Here is a 24670-nt window from a genome sequence, read left to right on the forward strand (position 1 = left end):
GGGATTCCGCCGCGCCGTCAGGGTTTCGTGGTCGCCTGCACCGTGGCCGCGGGCCCGGTGCCCGCCGCGGTCACCGCCGCCACGGTCACCGTGTACGCGGTGCCGGGGCGCAGTCCGCCGAGCACCCGGAACATGCCCTTGGCGGAGGGCTGGGTGACCAGGACGTCCCGGCCGGTGACGTCGAGCGGGTCGCGGCCGTCGGAGACGGTCACCCGGTAGCCGGTGATCTTCGCGTCGCCGGTCGCGGTGGGCGGGGTCCACGCGAGGGTGGCCGCGGTGGACGCCGTACGCAGCTTGGGACTGGTGGGTGCGTCCGGCAGGACGCTCACCGCCGTCGGTGTCAGGGGGAGCGAGGCGAGCGACGGGGCGCTGCTGCCGTAGGCGTTGCTCGCGGTGACCGTCACGGTGAACGGCCCGCCGGCCGAGGGCAGTCCGCCGATCCGGACGATCGCATTGCGCTTGAAGTCCGCCGCCGACAGACCCTGTTGGGCGACCAGGTGGCCTGCCGTGTCGTACGCCCGTGCCGTGTACGACGTCACCGGCGAACCACCGTCCACGAAGGCCGGGTTGAAGGTGACGTACAGCGCGTCCGCGCCCGCGGTGCTCGTGCCGGCCCGGGACGGCGGCTCGGGAACGGAAGGGGCGCCGACGCGGCGGTCGAGCAGGCTCTTGTAGGCGGGCTCAAGTCCGGCGTTGTCCACCACCTCTGACGGTACGTCGGACGGTGACGCCATGATCTTGTTGCCGGTCGTCACCAGTCCCTTGTTGTCGCCGTCGGCGGTGCCCTCCTCCCACCAGTTGTCCTTGACGAGCGTCGGGTCGTTGTTGCCGAGGTCGTCGCGGTAGTCGGTGTGGCGGGAGGCGACGTTGGCGTAGGAGGCGTTGTAGAGGACGTTGCCGTCGACGGTCTCGTAGGTGCAGCCGTTGTCGGTGTAGACGTTCTTGCCGAGACCCCACTGGTCGTGGATGACGTTGCCGGTGACCTTCTCGCCGTCGGCCAGGGAAGTGCCGGTCAGGCCCTGGGTGTAGATGCCGCCGCCGTCGTCGAGCATCTGCATGTAGTCGTGGATCAGGTTGTCGCGTACGGCGTTGTCGTGGCTCGGGTTCGGGGTGGCGGGGTCGCCGATCTTGTCGGGCCAGCCGCCCCAGCCCAGGGACACGGCGCTGTAGCCGACGTGGTCGATCTGGTTGTGGGCGATGGTGTCGTGCTGGGTGTAGCCGTTCAGGATCGCGACGCCGCCGTGGTACTCGCGGGGCAGGCCGTAGAGGTGATTGTTCGTCACCTGTACGCCGGAGGCCGGGGTCCGGCCGTCCACTCCCCCGATTTCGAGGCCGTTGCCGGAGATGTCGGTGAAGACGCTGCCGCTGACGGACGAGTCCTCGCTCCCCGTCCCCAGGTCCAGCCCGGAAGCGCCGAGATGGGCGAAGACGTCGTCGGCGAACTCGATGCGCTGCCCGTACACGAAGGACACGTTGCCGGGCATCTTCGTCCACGACGCGAAGGGGCAGGTGCCGCCCTCGACGTACTGGCACAGGCCTTGCGTGGCCCAGCCCTTGTCGCCCGTGACGGTGTAGCCGGCCTGGATCTCGGAGAAGCCCTCGGGGTGCGAGGGGGTCAGCCAGGTCGCGTAGCTGAACTGCAGCCCGCGGAAGGCGATGTCGTGGACGGGCGCGTCGGCGGTGCCGCGTGCGTCGACCAGTTTCTCGGCGGCGGCCGCCTCGATGTCGGCGCGGGTGAGGTCCTCGCCCTTGCGGGGCAGGTAGTAGACCCTGCGCGCGGCCTTGTCGAGGTACCACTCGCCGGGCTGGTCGAGGAGTTCGTAGGCGTTCTCGACATAGGACGCCTTGCCGCCGTTGGTGAGGTGCCCCGGGCCGACCATGCTGACCGTGCGGCCGGGGATGTCGGGGAACTCCACCCGCTTGTTGGAGTTGTCCCAGCAGGGCTGCGCCATGGTGATGGCGGTGCCCTGGGCGGAGGCGATCGGGCAGCGCGGCTCGGTCCACTGGCCCAGGCCGTTGCGTTCGATGTTCCACAGGGCCTCGCCGCTGGTGTAGACGAACTCGGCGTCGGAGGGGTGCTTCCAGTGGGCGATGGTGTCGGAGGATGCCTCGTAGCCGGTCGCCGTCTGGGTGAGGGTCACCGGTACGGCCCCGCGGGCCCGCTGGGCGCGCACCCCGTCGACGTACAACTGCCGTGTGTCGGTGAGGCCTTGGGGCGCGGGTGCGGACCACAGGCCGGTGCGGCCCGCGACCGGGCGCCAGCCGGTGACCTGGCGTCCGCCGCTGACGACCGTACGGCCCGCGCTGCCCTGCCAGACGACCCGGTGGCCGCCCGTCCCCGAGTCCCTGGCGTCGAGCGCCAGCGGTTCGGTCTGGCGGTACGTTCCGGGCGCGAGGTGGACCGTGAGGTCGCCGTGGAGGTCCGCGACCCTGGCGCGGACCAGGTCGCGGGCGCGCTGCAGGGTGCGGACTGGGTGCCGAGCGGTGCCGTTGGCGTGGTCGTCGCCGACGGGTGACACATATACATCGGAGGTCACGGCCGCTTGAGCGGTGACGGTGAGCGAGGGCACTCCGAGCAGAAGGGCTGCGGAAAGCAGCGAAAACAGGGTGCGTCTGGATGGTGCGGGCATATACCTCTCCCATACAGGAAGCGTGTGCCGACCCGGGAAAGGTAGGAGCATTGATGAGTCACCGTCAATGAGGCGGTCTCAGTCGAAAGAGTTCAGTCGAAGGAGAGGGAGCCCGTGCGGGTGCGTTTGAGTTCGAAGAAGTCGGCCTCGCCAGCCCCCGGAAGCTGTCGAAGAGCTCGGCCGCCGTCTCTCCTCTCGGAACGGCCCGCAGTACCGGACCGAACCACACCGTGCCGTCGACATGCAGGGTGGGCGTGCCCACGTACCCTCCCGAGTCCGGCTCGGCCCAGGCGTCGTGGCTGCGGCGCACCGTCTCGTCGTACGCCGGGTCGTGGGCGGCGTCGGCCAGATCGGCGGGGAGTCCCAGGTCGGCGAGGGACTCGATGACGACCGCGTCGAAATCCTGGGCGTACTCGGCACCGCGCTCGTGGATGCGGGTGCCGAAGGCGGTGTAGAGGTCCCGCAGCACCTTCTCGCCGTGCCGGTCGGCGGCGGCTACGGCGACCCGGACCGGGCCGATCGACCGGTCGACGAGATCCCGGTACCAGTCCGGGAGTTCGTTGCCGAGATTGTGCAGGTACAGGCTCATCGTGTGGAAGCGGAGGTCGAGCGGGCGCAGGCGCTCGACCTCCAGCAGCCAGCGGGAGGTGATCCAGGCGAAGGGGCACGCGGGGTCGAAGGCGAAGTCGACGCGGACGGGCGCGCCGGTGCGGTCGGTCTCGGAAGGCGTCATGCGGTCGACGCTAGCCAGCGAATGGCGCAGGGTCCCGGCCCAATGGCCCTCTGTTTCAGTGGCCCATTCAGCTGTCCGCGCCGGGTGCCTGGGCGGCGGCCTCGCTGAGGGCCAGCTGCAGGGAGTCGCCCTTGAAGATCTCGCTGCGCACCGGCTCCTCGACGATGACGCCGTTCACCGCGAACGTCGGTGTGCCCGGCGCGTGGTCGTGGGTGTAGGCCCGCTGGGAGGCGGTGACGAAGTCCGCGTACTTCATGTGCCGGACGGCGGCGTCGAAGTCCGGGCCGCGCAGGCCGTGCACCTGGGAGGCGATGCGCAGCAGGAACGCGTCGGTGTAGCCGTCGGTCTCCTCCGGCGGCTGGTGGGCGTAGAGGGCGTCGTGGTATTCGAGGAACTTGCCCTTGGCCAGCGCGGCCCGCAGTGCGTTGGCCGCCTTGCGGGAGCCCTTGCCGCCGAGCCGGCCGTCGAGGAAGGACGCCAGCGTGTACTCGGTCCTGACTTCGCCGGAGACGGTGATCCCGCGCAGGGCCTTGCCCCCGCCGTCCTCCTCGAAGTCCCGGCAGACGGGGCAGCGCGGGTCCTCGTAGAGGTGGACCGTCGTGGCCGCGTGCGGTGCGCCGACGACGATCGTGGTGCCGTCGGCGGCGAGCCGCTCGGGGAGTTCCTCGGAGCTCTTGTAGGAGACGGCGGTGGCGTCCCCGTCCGCCCTTCCGCTCCCCCGGTCCCGGCCGCCGCCGCAACCGGTGGCCGACGCGCCCACCAGCACCATCCCCGCGATCACCGCGACCGCGCGGAGTCTCCCGCTTCCCTGCATTGGATCTTCCCTCCCCTGAGTGCGAGGGAGACCCTATGCGAAGGAGACCCTCTGCGGAGAGTCACGGGTGTGGAGCGTCACGGGTGTGGGGCCGTCATCTCCACCAGCTTGACCACGGTGTTCCAGTTCCGGCTCGTGGCGATCACGCCCTTGGTGACGCGCGGCCGGGACAGTGCCTCGGCGAGCTTGGAGCGGCCGAGGCCGTCCGGGGCGTACAGGTACAGCGCCCGGTCGCCGAGGCGGAACTCCTCGGGGAGGTGGGCGGCCCGGTCGATCTCCGCGAAGCGCTCCGCCGTGACGGGCGTGGAGAAGTAGGTGACGTGCAGCTGCTTGGCCTCGAGTTCGGCGGCGGGGAACGGGCAGGCCTCCGCCACGGCCTTCAGGTAGGCGTGGGCGCGCACGATCACGTCCACGGAGAAGCCGAAGTGCCCCTCGATCGCCCGCGTCAGCTCGGCGGCCAGGGACTCCTCGTCGCCGTGGCCGGAGGTGAAGACGGCCTGGCCGCTCTGCAGGTAGGTGCGTACACCGTCGTGGCCGAGGCCCGTCATCAGCTGTCGCAGGTCGGCCATCGGCAGCTTCTTGTTGCCGCCCACGTTGATGCCCCGCAGCAGTGCCGCATACGTCGTCATCCCGACACCATAGAGCGGCCGTCGTGCCCGCCGGGGCACACCCTGATCAGGGCCCCCTAGACACGCGGATAGATGTAAGGGCCCGTTGTCCTCCCCGGCGACGAGAGGACGCCGTCGTACTTCACCGGGCAGCACGACGAGAAGTCCTTATCCGGCCCATACCGTCGTGGTGAGTCCGACGTACGGAGCAGAACAAGGGGGATGGCCCGTCATGGGTAACGGAGATACGCGGGTACGGGGCCTGGCCGCCCGGGCCGGCGGCTGGAGCGCCCGGCATCGCTGGGCGGCCGTCGGTATATGGGTGCTGTTCGTCGTCCTGGCGATGGGGCTCGGCTCGGCGGCGGGCCGGGTCGATGTCGACGACAGCGACCAGCTCAAGGGGGAGACGCACACCGCCGCCCGGATCATCGACGACGCGGGGATCAAGGAGCCGGCCGGGGAGACCGTCCTGATCCAGTCGAAGGGCGGTGCCCTGAAGGCCACGGACGCCGAGTTCAAGGCCACCGTCGCGGACGTGGTCAAGGCCGTCGGCGCCACCGGCAAGGTCACCGACGTCACCTCGCCGTACGACACCCGGACGATCTCGAAGGACGGGCGCAGCGCGCTGGTGCAGTTCGACATGCGCGGCGACGCGGACACGGCCGCCGAGCGGGTCGAGCCGGTGCTGAAGGCCGTCGACGGGGTGCAGAAGGCGCACGGGTCGCTGCGGATCGAGGAGATCGGCGGCGCCAGCATGCAGAAGCAGTACAAGGACGCCTTCGGCGACGACTTCCAGCAGGCCGAGTTCTCCGCCGTGCCGGTCGCCCTCGGCATCCTGCTCATCGCGTTCGGGGCGCTGGTGGCGGCGCTGCTGCCGGTGGCGCTGGCGATCACCGCGATCATGGCGACGATGGGCCTGATGGGCATCGTCAGCCATGTCCAGCCGATGAGCGACACGGCCAACTCCGTCATGCTGCTGGTCGGTATGGCGGTCGGCGTCGACTACTGCCTGTTCTACCTGCGCCGGGAGCGCGAGGAGCGGGAAGCCGGGCGGGACCCGGGCACCGCGCTGCGGATCGCCGCCGCCACCAGCGGCCGGGCGATCATCGTCTCCGGTGTCACGGTGTGTGTGGCGATGGCGGGCATGCTGTTCACCGGACTCGCCACGTTCGAGGCGATGGGCCTGGCCTCGCTGATCGTCGTGGCGGTCGCCATGGTCGGCTCCGTGACCGTGCTGCCCGCGCTGCTGTCGCTGCTGGGCGAGCGGGTGGAGAAGGGGCGGATCCCGTTCCTGCGCCGGCGCCGGACCGGCGGGAGTTCGGAGAGCCGCTTCTGGACGGCCGTGCTGCGCGGTGTGCTCGCCCGGCCGCTGGTCTCCGTGGTCGTGGCGGTGGGCGCGCTGCTGGCCGTCGCCGCGCCCGCGCTGGGCATGAAGACCGCGCAGCTCACCCTGGACCAGGAGTTCGGTGACTCGCTGCCCATCGTGCAGACCTACAACCGGCTCAACGACGCCTTCCCCGGCGGTTCCGAGCCGGCCGAGGTGGTCGTGAAGGCCAAGGACATCAACGCGCCCGAGGTGCGGCAGGCGCTGGCCGACTTCAAGGAGCAGGCGGTCGCTTCGGGCGCCTCGCTCGGCCCGGTCGACATCAAGCTGCACGACGCGCAGAACGTCGCCCTGGTGTCCGTACCGCTGGTCGGCGGCTCGGACCTGGACAAGGCGACCAAGAGCCTGGAGAAGCTGCGGGACGAGGTACGGCCCGCCACGCTCGGCAAGGTCGACGGCGTCCAGGCGCCGATCACCGGGAACGTCGCGGGCAACCACGACTTCAACGACCAGCTGATGGGCTCCGTCGCCCCGGTCTTCGCGTTCGTGGTGGTCTTCGCCTTCCTGCTGATGCTGCTGTCGTTCCGCTCGCTGACCGTGGCGATCACCTCGATCCTGCTGAACCTGCTGTCGGTGGGCGCGGCGTACGGCATCCTCGTCGCCGTCTTCCAGCACGGCTGGGGCGCCTCGCTGGTGGGTGCGGAGGGCGTCGGCGCGGTCGTCACCTGGCTGCCGTTGTTCCTCTTCGTGATCCTGTTCGGTCTGTCCATGGACTACCACGTGTTCGTGGTCTCCCGGATCCGCGAGGCCCGGATGCGCGGCCTCAGCACGAGGGACGCGATCCAGCACGGTGTGGTCACCACGGCCGGTGTCGTCACCAGCGCCGCCGTCATCATGGTCGCCGTGTTCGCGATCTTCGGCACGCTGTCCATGCAGGACATGAAGCAGATGGGTGTGGGCCTGGCCACCGCCGTGCTGATCGACGCGACGGTCATCCGCGGTGTGCTGCTGCCGGCCGTGATGGCGCTGCTGGGTGAGCGCAACTGGTACCTGCCCAAGTGGCTGAACCGGATGCCCGACCTCACCCACGACGAGTCGCCGGAGGCGGTGGCGGCGCCGTCCCGTCCGGAGGGTGACCGGCTGGGCGTCTGATTCCGCCCGTTGACAGCCTGTTGACAGCCCGTTGACGGCCCGTTGACAGAGGGCCCGTTGGTCTCCCGGGGGAACCAACGGGCCCTCGCCGTACGCGGCAAGGGCGCGGGCGGCGGCACCGCCGAATGAATTCCGCTCAGCGCTGGTAGCGGGCCAGCACCAGGTTCCCGTCCTCCTCCAGCCGGCGGCGGAGTTCGGCGAGGCCGATCGCGCCGCTGTAGTACTCCTGGAAGGCCGGGGTCGCCACCTTGTCCTTCCACTCGGGATAGCCGCGCACGGACTGGGCGGGGGCCGGGCTGAGGTGGGCGGCCAGGGCGGTGCCGGTGGCCCAGCCGTCCTTCGCGGTGTGCAGCGCGGGGTCGGCCAGGGCCCGGGTGCCGGTGGGCAGCATCCAGTCCCCCAGGGCCAGCCGGACCATGTTCCCCGGCCGCAGCAGGAAGTCGACGAACGCGGCGGCCTCCTTCTTGTGCGGGCTGTCGGCGGCGATGGACAGCGTCTGCGGGCTGACGCCCTGGGTGAGCCCGTCGGCGCCCGCCGGGGCGGGCAGCACCTGCCAGTGGAAGCCCTTGGGCGCCTGCTGGGCTATCTGCTGCCGGTAGGAGAAGCCGAGCGGGACCATGGCGTACTTGCCGCCGAAGAAGCCGGGCAGCGTGTCCGAGCCGCCGCTGCCGAGGGTCGAGGCGGGCGCGCTGTGGTCGGTGCCGGTCTGGTCGTGGACGGTGCGCGGCACCACCTGGTCGGCGGCCTCGAAGCGGACGGTCACCTTGCCGTCCGCACCCCTGTGGAACAGCCGGCCACCCGCCGACAGCGACAGGTTGAGGGTGGCGGAGACGGGTTCCTTCAGCGGCCAGGCGACGCCGTACTTCCCGTCGCCGCTGAGCTGCCGCGTGACCTGCCGGAACTCGGTCCAGCTCCAGGGCCGTTCCGGCGTGGGGATCCGCACCCCGGACCGCTTCAGCCAGGCCGCGTTGGCGATCAGCACCCGGGGCTCCTGGAGGAACGGCACGCCGTAGATCCCGTCGCCGAAGGTCGTCGTCTCCCAACTGCGCCGCGGTATGTCGGACTTGAGACGGGGGGACAGCAGGCCGGTCAGGTCGGCGAGGTAGCCGCCGTAGGCGAAGTCCGCGAGGTCGTCGGAGGCGTCGTGGATGACGTCGGGGGCCTCGCCGCCCTCGAAGGAGGTGAGCAGCTGGTCGTGGACGCTGTCCCAGCTGCCCTGGACGTACTCGACATGGACGTCCGGGTGGGCCGCGTTCCACTCCTTCACCAGTTCCTTGCTGGCGGCGACGGACTCCTGCTGCCAGGCCAGGGACTCAAAGCGCAGGGTGATCCGGCCGCCGGTGTCCGTGCCGCCCGAGGAGCAGCCCGCCAGCAGCAGGAGGAGGGCGACGAGGACGGTGGCGGTCCGGGTGCGCATCAGCTCTTCACCGCCCCGGCGAGCAGGCCGCCCGTGATCCGCCGCTGGACGAGGGCGAAGACGACCAGCGAGGGCAGGGTGGCGAGGAACGCGGCCGCCGCGAGCGGGCCGAGGTCCGCGACTCCCTCCGCGCCGATGAAGTGCGTGAGGACGACGGGCAGCGTCTGCTTCTCCGGGGTCTTCAGCAGCACCAGCGCGAAGAAGAACTCGTTCCACGCGGTGACGAACGCGAACAGCCCCGTCGCCACGATCCCCGGCGCGAGCAGCGGCGCCGTCACCGACACCAGCGTTCTGAGCCGTCCCGCCCCGTCGACCGCCGCGGCCTCCTCCAGTTCGGCCGGGACCGCGCGTACGTATCCGGCGAGCATCCACAGCGCGAACGGCAGCGCCCACACGACGTACACCATCACCAGCCCGGGCAGCGAGTCGATCAGCCGCAGGTTCTTCAGCACCAGGAACAGCGGGATGATCACCAGGACGAACGGGAACGCCTGGCTGACCACCACCCACCCGGTCGCGGCACGGGACAGCGGGGTGCGGCGGCGGGCCATGACGTACGCCATGGGGGTCGCGAGCAGTACCGCGATCACGGCCGCCGCGAGCGCCGCGAGCAGCGAGTTGAGCCCGGCGCGCAGCAGTGGCTGCTCGTCGAAGGCCTGCCGGAAGTTGGCGAGGGTCGGGTCCCTCGGGATCCAGGACGGGTGCGCGCTGCCCAGTTCGCGGGGGGACTTGAACGCGGTGGACAGCAGCCACAGGAGGGGGAAGGCGAGGAAGACCAGATACGCCAGCAGGGCGGCGTACTGGCCGACGCGGGCGCCGGTACGGGTCCTCACGCGTCCTCGCCTCCCCGCAGCCGGCCCACCAGGAAGACGGCGAGGAGTACCGAGATCACCGCGACCATCACGCATCCCATGGCCGCCGCGTAGCCGAACTGGCCGTAGCGGAAGGCCTCTTCGTAGGCGAACAGCATCGGCAGCCGGGTCTTGCCGCCGGGGCCGCCGTTGGTCAGCACGTAGACCAGGGCGAAGGAGTTGAAGTTCCAGATGAGGTTGAGCGCGGTGATGGCGAGCGCGATCGGTCTGAGGGCGGGCCAGGTGACCGTGCGGAACCGGCGCCAGGCGCCCGCGCCGTCCACGGCCGCCGCCTCGTGCAGTTCGCGCGGGGTGTTCTGCAGCCCGGCGAGCAGGGCGACCGTCGTCTGCGGCATCCCGGCCCACACACCGACGACGATCACGGCGGGCAGGGCGCTCGCCAGGCCGCCGAGCCAGTCCCGGCCGTCGCCGAGGCCGAGGTCGCGCAGGGTCTCGTTGAGGACGCCCGCGTCCGGGTTGTAGACCAGCCGCCACATGATGCCGACCACGACCTCGGGCATGGCCCACGGGACGATGGCGAGGGCGCGGGCGAGCGGGCGCAGCCGTAACTGCTGGTTCAGCAGGAGGGCCAGGCCGAGCGCCAGCAGGAACTGCGGCACGGTCACCCCGACGGCCCACACCAGCCCGATCCGGAACGACTCCCAGAACAGCGTGTCGTGCAGCAGGTCCCGGAAGTTGAGGGCGCCGGTCCATCGCGTGGGCGCGGTCCGGCCCGACTGCGCGTCCGTGAAGGCCAGCAGGACGCCGTAGAGCAGGGGTCCGACGCTCAGGACGAGGATGGGGATCAGGGCGGGCAGGACGAGGAACCAGGCGCCGTGATCGGGGGCGCGACGCCGCGACCGCCCGGTCTCCACCACCGCTGTCACGGAATCAGCCCCTTTGCGCGACTCGGTTGGCGTGTTCATGTTCGTGAAGGCGCGGTGTTCCGTCAAGGGACCGCGCACCGGGCCCGACCTGTGGGAATGCGAGACTGGCCAGGACCGGACGGGACACGGAGGCGGACGATGGACGAGGCACGGGCGCGGGACGTACTGGCCGCGGCAGGGGTGCTGCCCCCGGCGGCCGGGGACGCGCGGCTGCTCGCCCTGGGCGAGAACGCGGTGTTCGCCGCCGGTGACCTGGTCGTCAAGGTGGGACGCGACGCCGAACTGCTGGACCGGGCGCGGCGGGAGCTGGCCGTCGCGGCCTGGCTGGCCGAGGCGGACGTGCCGGCGGTACGGGCGGCCGAGCCGGAGGCCCTGCTGACCGAGGGGCACCCGGTGACCGTGTGGCACCGCCTGCCCGATCCCGTACGGCCCGCCGAGCCGCGGGATCTGGCCGAACTGCTGCGGATCGTGCACGCACTGCCCTCCCCGGCCTTCGCCCTTCCGCCCCGCGAGCTGCTGGGCGGTGTGGAACGCTGGCTGCGGCTCGCGGGCGACGCGATCGACCCGGCGGACGCGGTGTATCTGCGGGAGCGGCGGGACGGTTTCGCGGCGGCCGCGGCCGCGCTGACGCCCCATCTGCCGCCGGGGCCCATCCACGGCGACGCGCTGCCCCGCAATGTCCACATCGGCCCCGACGGGCCCGTGCTGGTGGACCTGGAGACCGTCTCGGCCGATCTGCGCGAGCACGACCTGGTGGTCATGGCCCTCTCCCGCGACCGCTACGGCCTCGCCGCCGAGGCCTACGACTCCTTCACGGACACCTACGGGTGGGACGTGCGGGAGTGGGAGGGCTGCCCGGTGCTGCGCGGCGCCCGTGAGACGGCCAGCTGTGCGTGGGTGGCCCAGCACGCCCCGGCCAACCCCAAGGCGCTGGCGGAGTTCCGCCGCCGGGTGGCGTCACTGCGGGACGGGGACGAGACGGTGCGCTGGTACCCGTTCTGAGCATCTGGCGTCCGGGACCTGTCGGTGCTCAGGAAATCGTGTGCTTGCCGGTGTCCCGATCCTGGATGCCGCGCGCCGCACGGCGCAGTTCGGCCAGCACCGTGCGCACGGCCGACCGGGCCGTGCGTTCCGGGCGGTACAGCACGTCGATGTGCCGTCTGGCCTGTACCGTCGCCGAGACCGTAAAGCGTGAGGGCTCTGGCTTGAGTACGGTCTCTCGCTTCCGTCTGCCGTTGGTGCGGCAGGATTGCGCCACCTGCCCGCCCCGCCTCCGCCTTGCGGCGGGGGCGGGTGGCGCGGGTCTTCTGGTCGGCTCCACGAGGCTTCGACACCCGCTTGGGGGTGTCCTGGTCTCCGGCCACTCCGGTACCAGTTGCTGCGGCTGCCGCGAGGGCGGCGAGGTTGCGTGCGGCGTTGTCGTCCCGGTCGATGACCAGGCCGCAGGCGTCGCACTCGTACGTCCGGATGTGCAGCGGCAGCTTGGCTTTCACCGCGCCGCACCCGGAACAGGTCTTGGAGGAACTATGAAAGACTAGAAAATCTGTACCAGCTTTCACCCCTTCATCTTCGACCCCGGCCTCGAACTCGTCGCCGACCCGGACGTCGTGGCCCGGCCCCGGCTGTACTTCAACGCGGCCCGCCTGGACCGGTCCCTGGTCATCTCCGGCCCCGACTGCACCAGGCTCGCCCGCCCCCGGGTGGCCCGCATCGCGGGCCCGGCCGTGGCATAGGCCAGTGGCCCGCCGGGCGTCACCCCCCTGACACCCGGTCGTCCGCCAACTCCCGCAGCGGCCACGTGCCGTCCACCACCGCTTCCGCGTCGCCCTTGCCGCGCAGAAAGCTCTGGAAGTCCGCCGCCCAGGCCGCGTACCACTCGATCTGGCGCTGGTGCAGCAGGGCCGGACCGAGGGCCGCGATCTTCGGGTGGCGGTCGGCTATCGCGGAGGCCAGGCGGGCCGCGGCGAGGGCGTCGGCGGTGGCGTCGTGGGCGGAGTCGAGGACGACGCCGTACTCGGCGCAGACCGCTTCGAGATTGCGCTTGCCGCGGCGGTAGCGGTCGACCTGGCGGTCGATGGTGTACGGGTCGATGACCGGCGCGGGGTCGAGGCCGCCGAGCCGCTCGGAGAGCGACGGCAGGCGGTGGCGCCGCAGTTCGGCGGAGAGCAGGGTGAGGTCGAAGGCCGCGTTGTAGGCGACGACCGGCACGCCCGTCTTCCAGTACCCGGTGAGGACGTCCGCGATGGCGTTGGCGACGCGGTCGGCCGGGGCTCCCTCGGCCGCCGCGCGTTCGTTGCTGATGCCGTGCACCGCCACCGCGTCGGCCGGGATCTCCACGCCCGGGTCGGCCAGCCACTCCCGGCGCCCTATGGGCTGCCCGGCCCTGACCTCGATCACGGCCCCCGTGACGATGCGCGCCTCGCGCGGATCCGTCCCCGTCGTCTCCAGGTCGAAGCCGATCAGCAGCTCCCGGTGCCAGCCCATGGGCGGCCCCCCTTCTTGGTGGTGCGTTCCCCCGGTGATCTCTCAGTGGATCCACCCTCGCACGCGCCACTGACAATCCGAGGTCCGCGTTCCGCCTGCGGCCGGGGACGGTTCAGGACACCGGTCGCGAATCCGCCCAAGCCAGCTCGAATTCCTCGCGGTATGTCGCGAAGAGCCCGCCTTCACCCACGTCGTCCGACTTGACCACCCGGCTGCCGCCCCGCAGCACCAGCACCGGCGACTCCATCCCCCGCGCCCCGCGCAGATAGGACTGCACCACGGCGATGCCGTCGGCGCCGTCCCCGTCGACGAGGTAGGCGGTGAAGCGCGGCGTCTCGTCGTAGACCTGGATGGCGAAGGCGTCCGGGTCGCGCAGCCGGGACCGCACCCGGCGCATGTGCAGGATGTTCATCTCGACGGAGCGGCTCAGTTCGCCCCGTTTCATCCCCAGTTCCCGCTCCCGCCGCTTCACGGCGCTGGAGGCGGGGTTGAGGAAGAGCAGCCGGACCCGGCAGCCGGACTCGGCCAGCCGCACCAGCCGCCGTCCGGAGAAGTTCTGCACGAGCAGGTTGAGGCCGATGCCGGTGGCGTCGAGCCGGCGGGCGCCGCCGAAGAGGTCCTCGGCCGGGAACTGGCGCATCAGCCGCACCCGGTCGGCGTGGACGGCGACCACGTCCGCGTACCGGTCGCCGACCAGGCTCTCGACCGCGTCGACGGGCAGCCGCCGCGCGGACGGCACGTCCCCGCCCGCGCCGAGCATCTCAAGGAGCCGGGCGGAGGCCCGCTCGGCCTGGTTCAGGACCGCCTCGGACAGGGCCCGGTTGCGGGAGACGACGTTGCGGGTGACCTCGAGCTCGTCCAGGGCGAGTTCGACGTCCCGGCGCTCGTCGAAGTAGGGCTCGAAGCACGGCCAGTGCTGCACCATCAGCTCGCGCAGCTGGGGCAGGGTGAGGAAGCTGAGGACGTTGTCGTCGGCCGGGTCGAGCAGATAGCCCTTGCGGCGGCTGACCTCGCGCACGGCGACCGCGCGCTGCACCCACTCCTGTCCGGCCGGCCCGGCCGCGGCGACCACCCAGTCGTCGCCGTGGACGGGTTCGTAGATGGGCCGCAGCACGGCGGCCACGACGGCGCGCAGCCGCTGCTCGACGAGGTTCAGCCAGATGTAGGCCCGCCCGGCCCGCTGGGCGCGGGTGCGCACCTCGAGCCAGGCGTCGGCGTCCCAGTCCAGTTCCGGCCCGATGGAGCCCGCCGCGTCCATCGGCCGCGCCAGGGACACCGCGCCGGGCGGGACGTCCGTGGAGTTCCCCTCGTGACCCTCGTCACCAGGGGGCAGCTCCAGCCCTCCCGAGCCCACCCGTGCACCGCCTTCCGCTCCCCCGAGCTCTCCCCGTGCCAACGATCAAGGAAGAGTACTCCGCAAGCGGTCGGCGGTGCAGCCGGATGGACAGGTCGTTTCTCAACTGCGCGGCCGCCAGTGGCCGTTCTGCCACCCGAGCTCGTCCGGAGTGAGCGGATTCATAGCCGTGACGTCACGCGGGGCGATGGCGAATCCCTGCCAGTGGATGGGCATGGGCTGCTGGTCCTCGTCCCGGGCGATGTGGTGGAAGCCCACGTTCATCCAGACGATGGGGTGCGTCAGCGTCTGTCCGTTGACCCACTTGTCGACCGACTTGCCCACGCCCGCCGGGCAGTTGCCCGGGTTGTTGCTGGCGAACTGCTCGCACTTGTTGTACTGGGTGAAGTACACGTCGTGCTTGGTGAAGCTGCGGCCCGGGTACTTGGTGGTCGCGCCGGGGACGATCTCGTACGAGCGCGCGTGCCCGTCCTTGTTCTTGCCGGTCGCGCTGACCATCCGCCACCAGCGGTAGGGCTTGGCGTCGCCGGCGAGTTCCTTGGTGACCTTGGTGCGGGTGGTCTTCGCGCTCGGAGCCTCCTGGCCGTGCGCGGGCGCGCTGACCGCCGAGTCGTACTGTTCGACCTTCCCCTTGGAGGAGCCGTCGAGGCCGAAGTCCAGCCGCCAGAAGACGTTGTGGCTGTGGCTGGTGGCGTAGGCCTTGGCACCCTTGCCGAGGGGCCAGCCGCGGCCGTCGCCGGCGTCGTAGTCCTCGTAGGAGAGGCTGCCGGTGGCGCCGACGTTCATGTTGACCGTGCCGTCGTCCTGGAAGCGCCACTCGGTCATGTACTCGTACCAGCCGACCTTGTTGACCGTGTAGACGAGCAGGTCCTTGCCCTGGGCCTGGAAGACCTTGTTCGCGGTGTCGCCCTGCATGCGGTAGGCGTGGCCGCGGGAACGGGTGGTGGTGCACAGGCCGTTGACGTTCTGGTGCTGCGGGTCCCAGGCGTCGGGGACCTTGATGCTCTTGATGGTGCCGCCGGGGCACTCGCCCGGCGCCAGGTCCATCAGGCCCTGGGCGAAGCCGGCGCCGGTCAGGTCGTCGTACTCGACGCTGCCGTCGTCGTAGGGGACGTCGATCTGGGCGAGCCGGGCGCTGTTGAGGACCTTGATCGGCTGGGCCTCGCCCTTGGGCTGGTAGGAGACGTTCTCCAGGACGAGGCCGGCCTTGCTGTCGTAGCGCCAGCACATGCGCCAGGTGGTACCGCTGGAGAGCTTCTGCTCGATCTTGTAGGCGGCGCTGCAGTCGGCGGCCGCCGCCGGGGCGGCCTTCGGCTGGGCGACGGCCGGTCCCGCGCCGGCCGTGGCGCCGGCGGCCAGCGCGGCCACGGTCACGCCGACGGCCGCCCGCTTCCGGGCACGGCTGATTCTGTTGACGTGCATGAAGAGGTGACTCCCTTGCAGGAGGAGCAAGTTGGAAATGTGAACGGACTGAGGTCCGGAGGGCGGCTCAGCGGCGGTCGAGCTTGGCGACCTTGCGGGCGCTGAGATCGATGATCAGCGACCTGGCGTCGATCCACGGGCCGTTCTTGACCTTCGGGAACAGCCGCACGCAGCGGTGTTCGCCGCACTTGTCGAGCACGGCGGGCTGGGCGCCCGGAGTGGCCCGGTAGACCGCGCTGTTGAACAGCAGCTGGTCCGGGGAGGTGAGTTCGTGCCCGGTGGCGTCCTTGTAGTCCGCCTTCAGGCCCGCGCCGAGCGGGTCGGCGATCAGGAGCTTGGCCGCCTCCACGTTCTCGGCCCGGCTCAGCGGCGGCTGGACGCCGTGCTGGGAGCCGGTCTGCTCCACCTTGCCGGTGTCCAGGTTGACCGTTTTGGTCACCAGGGTGTCGTTCTTGTAGTCGTAGAACGTCACATCGGCCCGGCGCGGTGCGCTCGAGTCGTCCGGTTCGTCGTTCTCCGGGTCGGCGACGTCCACCGTGAGGCGCTGCGGCCCACGGCCCCCGTCGACGTTCTTGGCCGCGCCGAGCTGCCCGCTCGCGGCGATCTTCCCGGCCTGCTGGATCTCGTCGTCGGTCAGCGGGTCGCTGCCGGTGCCCTTCTTGCCCTCGGCCGGGGCCCGCTGGACGACGCCCGGCTGGACGGCGCCGTTCGCCTGGCCCTGGCCCGACTGCTGGGCGCTCTGCGTGCCGCTGCCGGTCGTCCCTCCCGACTCGTCCGCCCCCGCCGTGCCCGGCAGGGTGATTCCGACCATCACGGCGGTCCCGGCCACCGCGATGGCCGTGCCGGCCACCACCTTGCCCAGATGGCGGCGCACTATCTCGCGCACATCTTCCCCCTGCTCCCCCTGGCCCACGGGAGTACGTCTCTGCCCCACTGTTTCGGCATACGGGCTCACTCACTTCGCTGTATGCACTGGTCGCACGGTAAGAGGGACGTAAGTCATAGGTGGTTCCATCACTTTCCGGGAGACTCGGGGGGCAAGGCAGTCCCGGCCGCGCGGCACACCTGGGAGAGTCGTATCCATGCAGGTCTGGCCTGGAGAGGCGTATCCGCTCGGCGCCACGTACGACGGCGCCGGGACCAACTTCGCGGTCTTCACCGAATCCGCGAACCGAGTAGAGCTGTGTCTGCTGCACGACGACGGCTCGGAGACGGCGGTGGAACTGCGGGAGAGCGACGCGTTCGTGCGCCACGCGTACCTGCCGGGCGTGATGCCCGGGCAGCGGTACGGGTTCCGGGTGCACGGACCGTACGACCCCGCGCGCGGGCTGCGCTGCAATTCGGCGAAACTGCTGCTCGACCCCTACGCGAAGGCGGTCAGCGGGGCGGTCCGGTGGGGCGAGGAGGTGTACGGCTACCACTTCGGCTCGCCCGACAGCCGCAACGACCTGGACTCGGCGCCGCACGCCATGACGTCGGTGGTGGTCAACCCGTACTTCGACTGGGGCGACGACCGGCGGCCGCGCACCGACTACCACCACACGGTGATCTACGAGGCCCATGTGAAGGGCCTGACCATGCGCCACCCCGGCCTGCCGGAGGAGCTGCGCGGCACGTACGCGGCGCTCGCGCACCCGGCGGTCATCGAACACCTGACGGAGCTCGGGGTGACGGCCCTGGAGCTGATGCCCGTACACCAGTTCGTCAACGACCACCGTCTGGTCGACATGGGCCTCAACAACTACTGGGGCTACAACACCATCGGCTTCTTCGCCCCGCACAACGCGTACGCCTCCTGGGGCGACCGCGGTCAGCAGGTCCTGGAGTTCAAGTCGGCGGTCCGGGCGCTGCACGAGGCCGGGATCGAGGTCATCCTGGACGTGGTCTACAACCACACCGCGGAGGGCAACCACCTCGGCCCGACGCTGTCCTTCCGGGGCATCGACAACCCCTCGTACTACCGCCTGACGGACGACCCCCGCTACTACATGGACACCACGGGCACCGGGAACTCCCTGCTCATGCGGTCCCCGCACGTGCTCCAGCTCATCATGGACTCGCTGCGGTACTGGGTCTCCGAGATGCACGTCGACGGGTTCCGCTTCGACCTCGCGGCGACGCTGGCGCGGCAGTTCCACGAGGTGGACCGGCTGTCGTCGTTCTTCGACCTGGTGCAGCAGGACCCCGTGGTCTCCCAGGTGAAGCTGATCGCCGAGCCGTGGGACGTGGGCGAGGGCGGCTACCAGGTGGGGAACTTCCCGCCGCTGTGGACGGAGTGGAACGGCAAGTACCGCGACACGGTCCGCGACCTGTGGCGGGGCGAACCGCGGGCGCTCGCGGAGTTCGCCTCCCGGCTGACCGGCTCCTCGGACCTCTACCAGGACGACGGGCGGCGCCCGCTGGCCTCGATCAACTTCGTCACCTGCCACGACGGGTTCACCCTGCACGACCTGGTCTCCTACAACCACAAGCACAACCGCGCCAACGGCGAGGACAACCGGGACGGCGAGGGTCACAACCGGTCCTGGAACTGCGGGGCGGAGGGCGACACCGACGATCCGGAGGTGCTGGCGCTGCGCGGGCGGCAGATGCGGAACTTCATCGCGACGCTGATGCTGTCCCAGGGCGTGCCCATGATCAGCCACGGCGACGAGTTCGCGCGCACCCAGCGCGGCAACAACAACGCCTACTGCCAGGACAACGAGCTGTCCTGGGTGGAGTGGCCCGAGGCCGGGACGGGCGCCGACGGGCTGCGGGAGTTCACGCGCGCGCTGGTGTGGCTGCGCAAGGAGCACCCGGTCTTCCGCCGGCGGCGCTTCTTCCACGGGCGTCCGGTGGAGGGCACCCACGACGACCTGTCCGACATCGCCTGGTTCACCCCGGACGGCCGGGAGATGACCCAGCGGGACTGGGACTCGGCGCAGGCCTCGGCGCTGACCGTGTTCCTCAACGGCAACGCGATCTCCGAGCCCGGCGCGCGGGGGGAGCGCATCTCCGACGACTCCTTCCTGCTCATGTTCAACGCCTCGCCCGAGCCGCTTCAGTTCGTGGTGCCGGTCAACCACGGACGGCAGTGGCAGGTGGTGGTCGACACGGCCCGTACGGACGGGGCACCCCCGGGCACGGACGCCAAGATCCAGGCCGGCGACCGGCTCACCCTGCCCGACCGCAGCATGACGGTGCTGCAGCGGCCCGCCTAGGGCGGTGGGCGCAGGGCCCCCGGGCACGCCTGGGGCGGGCTCGGGGGCGGGGCAGGGGCGGAAGCGGTGACACTAAAGGCTGCGGGTTGGGTACGTAGGTCTCCATGACATCCGATCGACCCGACCCGGCGGTGCCGACGGCCACCTACCGGCTTCAGCTGCAGCCCGATTTCCCCTTCGCGGCCGCGGCGGCGGCCGTTCCGTACCTGGCGTCCCTCGGCGTCTCGCATCTGCACCTGTCCCCCGTCCTGGAGGCCGTCCCGGGCTCCGCGCACGGGTACGACGTCGTGGACCACGCGCGCGTGCGCGAGGAACTGGGCGGCGAGGAGGGTCTGCGGGCGCTGGCGGCGACCGCGCGCGGGCACGGCCTCGGCCTCGTCGTGGACATCGTGCCCAACCACATGGCCATGGTCCCGCGGCACAACCGCGCCCTGTGGGAGGTGCTGCGGGAGGGGCCGAAGTCGCCGTACGCGCGCTGGTTCGACATCGACTGGGACGCGCAGGGCGGGCAGGTGCTGCTGCCGGTGCTCGGGCGCCCGGTCGGTGAGGAACTGGGCCATCTGGTTGTCGACGGCGACGTCCTGCGCTACCACGACCACGCCTTCCCGCTCCGCGAGGGCACCGAGGACTTGCCGCTGCCCCGGCTGCTGGACGCGCAGTGGTACCGGCCGGTGTGGTGGCGGCTGGCCCGGACCGAGCTCAACTACCGGCGTTTCTTCAGCATCTCCGAGCTGATCGGGGTGCGGGTGGAGGACCCGGAGGTGTTCGACGCCACCCACGGCAAGATCCTCCAGCTGCTGCGCGAGGGCGTGGTCGACGGCCTGCGGATCGACCACCCGGACGGCCTCGCCGACCCCGACGGCTATCTCCGGCGGCTGCACGAGGCGACCGGCGGACGCTGGACGGTCGTCGAGAAGATCCTCTCCGACGGGGAGCACCTGCCGGCCTCCTGGCCCGTGGCGGGCACCACCGGCTACGACGCCCTCAGGCACGTCGACGGCCTGTTCACGGATCCGGCCGGGGCCGACGAGCTGGCCGTGCTCTACCGGCGGTTCGCGGCCCCGCAGACCGACCGGGGCGGCAACTGGGCGGCCACGGCCCGGCGCGCCGCGTACAAGGTGCTCACGCACGAGCTGGCCGCCGAGACGGACCGGCTGACCCGGGTGGCGAGCCGGCTGTGCGCGGGCTCGGCGGACCCCGCGCTGCGCGACCGCGCTCCCTGGGCGCTGCGCACAGCGCTGGAGGAACTGCTGGTGCGGCTGCGGGTGTACCGGCCGTACGTCTCCGGGGACGCGGTCGACGTCGTCACCGAGGAGGCCGCCGAGGAGGCCCGGCGGGCCTTCGTCGTGCCCGAGGAGGGCGAGGTGGTCGACCTGGTGCGCGGGCTGCTGCTCGGGCCGGCCGGTGTGGATCCGGTGCTCACTGAGTTCCGCGCGCGGTTCGCGCAGACCGCGTCGGCGCTGCGTGCGAAGGCCGTGGAGGACACCGCGTTCTACCGCTACGTGCCGCTGCTGTCGGCGACCGAGGTGGGCGGCGAGCCGGGCAGTCCGGGCGTGTCCCCCGAGGACTTCCACGCGTACTGCGCGCGCGTGCAGCGCGACTGGCCGGCCACCGGGACCGTGGTCTCGACGCACGACACCAAGCGCAGCGCCGATGTGCGCGCGGCGCTGGCCGTGCTCACCGAGTGCCCGGAGCGCTGGGCGGGCCTGCTCGCGGAGCTCACCCCCGAGGGGGGCGCGGCCGTGCCGGACGGGCAACTGGCCTGGGCGGCCTGGCAGACGGTGTTCGGGCTCGGCCCGGCGGACACCGGGCGCGTCCAGCAGGCCTTGCTGAAACACGCCCGGGAGGCCGGGCTCTACACCAGCTGGACGGAGCAGGAGCCGCCGTACGAGAACGCGGTGGCCGCGTTCGTGGCGGCAGGGCCGTGCGGGGCGCCCGGCGAGCGCGTGGCCGCCCTCCGGGACGCCCTTCAGGCACCCATCCGGGCCAACGTCCTGGGGACGGCCCTGGTCCATCTGACGATGCCGGGCGTGCCGGACCTCTACCAGGGCACGGAGGACGAGTACCGGGCGCTGGTGGACCCGGACAACCGGCGGCCGGTGCGGTTCCCGCCGGAGGCGTCCATGCCGAGCGGGGACAAGGGCATGCTGACGGCGGCGGCACTGCGGCTGCGCGCCCGGCGGCCGGACGTCTTCGGCGCCGGGGCGGCGTACGCGCCGCTGCCCGCGGAGGGCACAGCCGCGGACCACTGCCTGGCCTTCACGCGCTCCGGTCAGGTGGTCACCGCCGTCACCCGGCTCCCGCTGCGGCTGGCCGAGGCGGGTGGCTGGGGCGACACCCGGCTGCCGCTGCCGCCGGGCCGGTGGGCCGACGTACTGGATCCGGAGCGGCGGTTCGAGGGGCACGCGCGCGTGGCGGACCTGTTCGCGCCGCTGCCGGTGGCGCTGCTGGAGCGGGCCGGGGAGGACTGAGCGGCGCCGGTGGGGGGCACGCGAGTGCAGGCGGTCAGGTTGCGCAGGTGTGCGGCCGCACCAGCGCGCTCGAGTGCCCCCGGGCGCCCCCTGGAGCCTCCCCCTGCCTCCCCCTCCATCTGCTTGACAGCTCACCTATGCCGTGCGGCACTGGGAGGGCGAAGCCGGGCGGACTAGTCGGGGGTGAGTCCTCTGCCGGAGCTGCGTTACCCCAGTGTTGCCGAACTGGTCGCATCCGCCGCGGCGTTGGCCGACCATGAGCCCGGCGTGTGTGCCCTGCGGCGGGTGGGCCTGTCCCGGGCGGGCAGACCGTTGCACCTGCTGTCCGTGGGGCACCGGACGCGGGCCGTCCTGGTGGTCGCCGGCGCCCACGCCAACGAGCCCACCGGGGGCTCCACGCTGCTCTCGCTGGCCCGACGGGTGCTGCACGAACGGGAGTTACGAGCCGACGCCTCCTGGCACTTCCTGCTGTGCGCGGACCCGGACGGGGCGAGCCTGCACGTCACCCCGGCACCGCGCAGCCTGCTCGACTACCACCGCGGCTTCTACCGGCCCGCGCAGCCCGAACAGCCGGAGTGGTCGCCGTCGGTCCTGCCGCCCGACCGGCTGCCGCCCGAGACCCGGGCCCTGACCGGGGTGATCGACGAGCTGCGGCCCTATCTGCAGGTGACGCTGCACGGTACCGACCTGGGCGGCAGCTGGGTGCAGCTGACCAGGGACGTGCCCGGGCTCGCCGAGCCGTTCGCCAAGTCCGCGGCTCAGTTGCACATACCGGTGGAGACGGGTGCGGCGGACGCTGCGGGCTGGCCCGCTTCGGGCCCCGGCGTGCACGTGATGCCCGACCCCGGCTCGGGCCTCGCCTACCCGAGCATGCCGGACGACGCCCGGCGCAGCACCTGGTACCGCGTCCACCGCTACGGCGGGCTGACGGCGGTGGTGGAGGTGCCGATGTGGGCCAGCGACCTGGTGGACGACCCGGCGCCGCACCCCGCCCCGGCGGCGGCTATGCGGCGGCTGGCGGGCCGGCTGCTGCGGGACGCGCTGGAGGTGGAACGGGTGCTCGCCGAGGTCCTGCCCCGGCTCGGGGACACCGACGTGCCCCTGCTGCGCGCGGCCAGGTGGGTCCTGGAGGTGGTGCCGGGCCTGGCCGCGGACTGGGCCGGCACGCCGCCCGCCGGCACCACGATGGCGTACGTCGGCAGCGTGGACGCCTTCGGGCGCCGGCTGCCGCTGCGGGCGGCGGCGATGCTGCTGCGGGTGCTGCGGGAGGCGGACGACCGGGCGGCGCCCCGGCTGGAACGGCTCGTCGCTTCCTGGTGCGACGCCTTCGCCGAGCGCTTCCGCGCCCGCTGGGTGCCCCTGGAGCACCAGGTCGAGCACCAGTCCCGCACGGTGCTCGCGGCGGCGCTGCACGCGCGCGAACGGGTGGCGTGAGGCCGCCGGCGACCGCACGCCACCCCGACCGGCTCCGCGCGCTCAGCGGTCCAGCGCGAACACCGCCCCCGTCCGCGCCCCCATCGCGCACGCGTTCGGGAACGTCTCCCGGTAGTCGACGGGACGGCCGTGCCACTCCCCGCCCGCGCGGACGGTCACCGGGGCGTAGATCATCGGGCAGAACACGTTCTGCTTCTGCGGGATGGCGCGGATGTCCCCCTTCGCCGTCGTGAGTTCGCCGCAGGCCTCCGCCGCGCGCGCGTGTCCCCGCGGCGGGTCGCACAGCAGCAGGGTGCCGCGCGTGTCGCCGGCGCGGGCGTCGCCGTGGGTGACGGTGAGGTAGAGCCAGTCGGCCTGACCGGCTCCGCGGGGCGTGGTCGCGGCGGATGCCGGGCCCGCGGCGAGGAGGGCGACCGCCGCCAGCAGGGCGCCTCGTACCGCTGTCGCTTTGGTGGTGTGCGTCATTCCCGGTGCATCGGCACGGCGGCCTGCGCACCCCAGCCCGGCTCACCCGAACGGGAGCACGCGCGCGCGTACCGCTGGGCCAGTTCGAACGCGCTCAGTACGACGCGTGTCTGGTACTCGGCCTGGCGTGCGACCGGGATCCAGCGGGCCCCGTACCGGTCGCCGTAGTCCGCGCACCAGGTGTCGAGGAGCCGGTCGAGGTCGGGCAGCGCGCCCGCCGGGTCGTGCCCGGTGCCGCGCACCACCCGGTGCAGCAGCCCCGCCGTCCTGAGGGCCAGGCGCCGTCCGGCGATGCGCAGGGCCGCCAGATGGGCGGTGCTGAGCGGGGGCAGCCGGCCCGCGCCGCCGGTGTCGGGGTCCCAGGCGTCGGCGAGGCCGGGGCAGACCAGCAGGTAGTCGTCGACCGGGGCGAGCAGGCGCGCCGCGTCCGGGGCGGCGGCCAGCTGGGGCCGGATGCGGCACAGGATGCCCTCCAGGAGCCGGGTGTCCTGGCGCAGGGTGCGGCTGACCGCGCGCAGCGCCGCGTCGCGGTCGGCGGGCGGGGAGGGGTCCTCCACGGCTCGTACGCCCCACATGGGCGCCTCGACGACCGCGGTCACCGTGCCGTACCGGTGCGGGTGGAACCAGGTCGACTCGACGGCCGCCTCGGTGATGGCCGCGGCCAGGCCGGCGCGGCGCGGCGGCGGGATCCGGTAGACGGCGGGTCCGACGTTCGGCCAGAACAGGGTGTCGTACGCGCCGAGTTCGCGCGGGATGCCGAGGCGGGCGGCGGTGTGGGCGACGCGCGGGGCGAGTCCGGGCAGGTCGCGGGTCAGTTCCACGAAGCCGCCGCCGACGTCGACGCCGTGCAGCGAGCACTGGAGGAAGGGCCGCAGTTCGTCCTGGAGATCGAGCAGGGCGCGGGTCTCCGGCAGTGCGACGGCGGCGGCGCCGTCGGGCAGCCATTCGGGCTGCTCCAGGAAGCCGGGCCGGAAGAAGCTCCGGAAGTAGTGCCGCAGGGTGTACGGCCCGGCCAGCCAGTCCTCGTTGCGCCGCGAGCCGTCCGGGTCGAGGCACAGCAGCAGGTTCCAGGTGGCGTCGGCGCCCTCGGTCAGCCGCGGGTCGGCGAGCGCCCGTTCGGCCAGGCGCAGGACGGTGGCGCCGCCCACCGGCTCGTTGGCGTGCGGTCCGGCGACGACCAGGACGTGCCGGCCGCCGTGGCCGACGGAGAGCAGCCACAAGGGTGTGCCCGCGCGGGAGGTCCCGACGCGGCGCAGCCGGGCGGCTCCGGGACTGCGGGCGACGAGCGCCGCCGCGCGGGCGCCCAGTTCGTCCACGGTCGGGTAGCTCAGGAGTGGGGGCAGGGGAGCACACCTCCACTGTGCGGTGCCGGCAGTTCACATCATGTGCATGATGTACGCACAGTCAGTCACGACTTCGGGGGG

At 72.1% G+C, this 24670-nt stretch carries 18 protein-coding genes and 2 pseudogenes; 6 read left to right on the forward strand and 14 right to left on the reverse strand.

Annotated elements, in window-relative coordinates; all coding sequences use genetic code 11:
• Nucleotides 1-17: 17 nt before the first annotated feature.
• From ACH45E_RS24490 to ACH45E_RS24505, 4 genes and pseudogenes are all read right to left on the reverse strand, one after another.
• Nucleotides 18-2537 carry a fibronectin type III domain-containing protein gene (locus ACH45E_RS24490; protein WP_361451650.1) on the reverse strand — a complete coding sequence of 840 codons (2520 nt, stop codon included), beginning with the start codon at nt 2535-2537 and terminating at the stop codon, nt 18-20.
• Between the two features lie 185 nt (nt 2538-2722).
• A pseudogene (locus ACH45E_RS24495) lies at nt 2723-3363 on the reverse strand (DsbA family protein).
• Between the two features lie 67 nt (nt 3364-3430).
• Nucleotides 3431-4177, reverse strand: coding sequence for a thioredoxin domain-containing protein (locus tag ACH45E_RS24500; RefSeq protein ID WP_361451647.1), 747 nt, complete (start codon nt 4175-4177; stop codon nt 3431-3433).
• 77 nt (nt 4178-4254) lie between these two features.
• Nucleotides 4255-4806: a DUF1697 domain-containing protein gene (locus ACH45E_RS24505; RefSeq protein WP_361451644.1), complete on the reverse strand. Its 552-nt coding sequence runs from the start codon at nt 4804-4806 to the stop codon at nt 4255-4257.
• A 211-nt stretch (nt 4807-5017) separates the two neighbouring features.
• Here ACH45E_RS24505 and ACH45E_RS24510 point away from each other — a divergent pair, with 211 nt between their 5' ends.
• Nucleotides 5018-7261, forward strand: coding sequence for an MMPL family transporter (locus ACH45E_RS24510; RefSeq protein WP_361451641.1), 2244 nt, complete (start codon nt 5018-5020; stop codon nt 7259-7261).
• A gap of 136 nt (nt 7262-7397) precedes the next feature.
• Here the strand turns inward: ACH45E_RS24510 and ACH45E_RS24515 are convergent, their stop codons facing one another.
• The 3 genes from ACH45E_RS24515 to ACH45E_RS24525 are packed head-to-tail and all read right to left on the reverse strand — an operon-like array spanning nt 7398 to nt 10455.
• Nucleotides 7398-8678 carry a sugar ABC transporter substrate-binding protein gene (locus ACH45E_RS24515; protein WP_361451638.1) on the reverse strand — a complete coding sequence of 427 codons (1281 nt, stop codon included), beginning with the start codon at nt 8676-8678 and terminating at the stop codon, nt 7398-7400.
• On the reverse strand, nt 8678-9511 hold the full coding sequence (locus ACH45E_RS24520) for a carbohydrate ABC transporter permease (protein WP_361451635.1): 834 nt from the start codon (nt 9509-9511) through the stop codon (nt 8678-8680). Before ACH45E_RS24520 ends, ACH45E_RS24515 begins: the two co-directional genes overlap by 1 nt.
• A complete protein-coding gene (locus ACH45E_RS24525) occupies nt 9508-10455 on the reverse strand; it encodes a sugar ABC transporter permease (RefSeq protein WP_361451632.1) in 948 nt (315 codons plus the stop codon). Before ACH45E_RS24525 ends, ACH45E_RS24520 begins: the two co-directional genes overlap by 4 nt.
• A 99-nt stretch (nt 10456-10554) precedes the next feature.
• Between ACH45E_RS24525 and ACH45E_RS24530 the strand changes: the two genes are divergently transcribed.
• On the forward strand, nt 10555-11418 hold the full coding sequence (locus ACH45E_RS24530; RefSeq protein WP_361451629.1) for an aminoglycoside phosphotransferase family protein: 864 nt from the start codon (nt 10555-10557) through the stop codon (nt 11416-11418).
• 407 nt (nt 11419-11825) lie between these two features.
• Here ACH45E_RS24530 and ACH45E_RS24535 read toward each other — a convergent pair.
• A pseudogene (locus tag ACH45E_RS24535) lies at nt 11826-11975 on the reverse strand (zinc ribbon domain-containing protein); the annotation flags it as partial.
• A 48-nt stretch (nt 11976-12023) separates the two neighbouring features.
• On the opposite strand from ACH45E_RS24535, the gene ACH45E_RS24540 reads away from it, so the two are divergent.
• Entirely contained in the window at nt 12024-12149 is a 126-nt protein-coding gene (locus ACH45E_RS24540; protein WP_361451626.1) for a hypothetical protein, read from the forward strand.
• A gap of 19 nt (nt 12150-12168) precedes the next feature.
• Here ACH45E_RS24540 and ACH45E_RS24545 read toward each other — a convergent pair whose 3' ends face one another.
• The 4 genes from ACH45E_RS24545 to ACH45E_RS24560 all read right to left on the reverse strand — a co-directional run bounded on the left by ACH45E_RS24545 (nt 12169) and on the right by ACH45E_RS24560 (nt 16562).
• The gene (locus ACH45E_RS24545) at nt 12169-12900 is read right to left on the reverse strand and encodes a 3'-5' exonuclease (protein WP_361451623.1); all 732 of its coding nucleotides are present in this window, start codon (nt 12898-12900) and stop codon (nt 12169-12171) included.
• 112 nt (nt 12901-13012) lie between these two features.
• The gene (locus ACH45E_RS24550; RefSeq protein ID WP_361451620.1) at nt 13013-14254 is read right to left on the reverse strand and encodes an SAV2148 family HEPN domain-containing protein; all 1242 of its coding nucleotides are present in this window, start codon (nt 14252-14254) and stop codon (nt 13013-13015) included.
• A 102-nt stretch (nt 14255-14356) separates the two neighbouring features.
• Nucleotides 14357-15676, reverse strand: coding sequence for a copper amine oxidase (locus ACH45E_RS24555; RefSeq protein WP_361451617.1), 1320 nt, complete (start codon nt 15674-15676; stop codon nt 14357-14359).
• 67 nt (nt 15677-15743) lie between these two features.
• A complete protein-coding gene (locus ACH45E_RS24560; protein WP_361451614.1) occupies nt 15744-16562 on the reverse strand; it encodes a Tat pathway signal sequence domain protein in 819 nt (272 codons plus the stop codon).
• A 196-nt stretch (nt 16563-16758) separates the two neighbouring features.
• On the opposite strand from ACH45E_RS24560, the gene glgX reads away from it, so the two are divergent.
• The 3 genes from glgX to ACH45E_RS24575 all read left to right on the forward strand — a co-directional run bounded on the left by glgX (nt 16759) and on the right by ACH45E_RS24575 (nt 22781).
• Complete coding sequence (glgX, locus tag ACH45E_RS24565) at nt 16759-18876, forward strand: glycogen debranching protein GlgX (RefSeq protein ID WP_361451611.1); 2118 nt, start codon at nt 16759-16761, stop codon at nt 18874-18876.
• Nucleotides 18877-18980: 104 nt separating this feature from the next.
• Nucleotides 18981-21347: a malto-oligosyltrehalose synthase gene (treY, locus tag ACH45E_RS24570; protein WP_361451608.1), complete on the forward strand. Its 2367-nt coding sequence runs from the start codon at nt 18981-18983 to the stop codon at nt 21345-21347.
• A gap of 183 nt (nt 21348-21530) precedes the next feature.
• The gene (locus tag ACH45E_RS24575) at nt 21531-22781 is read left to right on the forward strand and encodes a M14 family zinc carboxypeptidase (protein ID WP_361451605.1); all 1251 of its coding nucleotides are present in this window, start codon (nt 21531-21533) and stop codon (nt 22779-22781) included.
• A 42-nt stretch (nt 22782-22823) separates the two neighbouring features.
• Here ACH45E_RS24575 and ACH45E_RS24580 read toward each other — a convergent pair whose 3' ends face one another.
• Both ACH45E_RS24580 and ACH45E_RS24585 read right to left on the reverse strand, forming a co-directional pair.
• A complete protein-coding gene (locus tag ACH45E_RS24580; protein WP_361451602.1) occupies nt 22824-23246 on the reverse strand; it encodes an SSI family serine proteinase inhibitor in 423 nt (140 codons plus the stop codon).
• The gene (locus tag ACH45E_RS24585) at nt 23243-24562 is read right to left on the reverse strand and encodes a M14 family zinc carboxypeptidase (protein ID WP_361451599.1); all 1320 of its coding nucleotides are present in this window, start codon (nt 24560-24562) and stop codon (nt 23243-23245) included. Before ACH45E_RS24585 ends, ACH45E_RS24580 begins: the two co-directional genes overlap by 4 nt.
• Nucleotides 24563-24670 lie beyond the last annotated feature (108 nt).

Origin of the sequence: Streptomyces sp. NPDC020299, from assembly GCF_044387825.1 — a bacterium.
In the GTDB taxonomy this organism is placed as follows: Bacteria; Actinomycetota; Actinomycetes; order Streptomycetales; family Streptomycetaceae; genus Streptomyces.

Coding starts and splice junctions, on each gene's coding strand:
- ACH45E_RS24545 (WP_361451623.1), bottom strand. CDS start 12,900: ATGGGCTGGCACCGGGAGCTGCTGATCGGCTTCGACCTGGAGACGACG.
- ACH45E_RS24505 (WP_361451644.1), bottom strand. CDS start 4,806: ATGACGACGTATGCGGCACTGCTGCGGGGCATCAACGTGGGCGGCAAC.
- treY (WP_361451608.1), top strand. CDS start 18,981: ATGACATCCGATCGACCCGACCCGGCGGTGCCGACGGCCACCTACCGG.
- ACH45E_RS24525 (WP_361451632.1), bottom strand. CDS start 10,455: ATGAACACGCCAACCGAGTCGCGCAAAGGGGCTGATTCCGTGACAGCG.
- ACH45E_RS24530 (WP_361451629.1), top strand. CDS start 10,555: ATGGACGAGGCACGGGCGCGGGACGTACTGGCCGCGGCAGGGGTGCTG.
- ACH45E_RS24500 (WP_361451647.1), bottom strand. CDS start 4,177: ATGCAGGGAAGCGGGAGACTCCGCGCGGTCGCGGTGATCGCGGGGATG.
- ACH45E_RS24515 (WP_361451638.1), bottom strand. CDS start 8,678: ATGCGCACCCGGACCGCCACCGTCCTCGTCGCCCTCCTCCTGCTGCTG.
- glgX (WP_361451611.1), top strand. CDS start 16,759: ATGCAGGTCTGGCCTGGAGAGGCGTATCCGCTCGGCGCCACGTACGAC.
- ACH45E_RS24580 (WP_361451602.1), bottom strand. CDS start 23,246: ATGACGCACACCACCAAAGCGACAGCGGTACGAGGCGCCCTGCTGGCG.
- ACH45E_RS24510 (WP_361451641.1), top strand. CDS start 5,018: ATGGGTAACGGAGATACGCGGGTACGGGGCCTGGCCGCCCGGGCCGGC.
- ACH45E_RS24555 (WP_361451617.1), bottom strand. CDS start 15,676: ATGCACGTCAACAGAATCAGCCGTGCCCGGAAGCGGGCGGCCGTCGGC.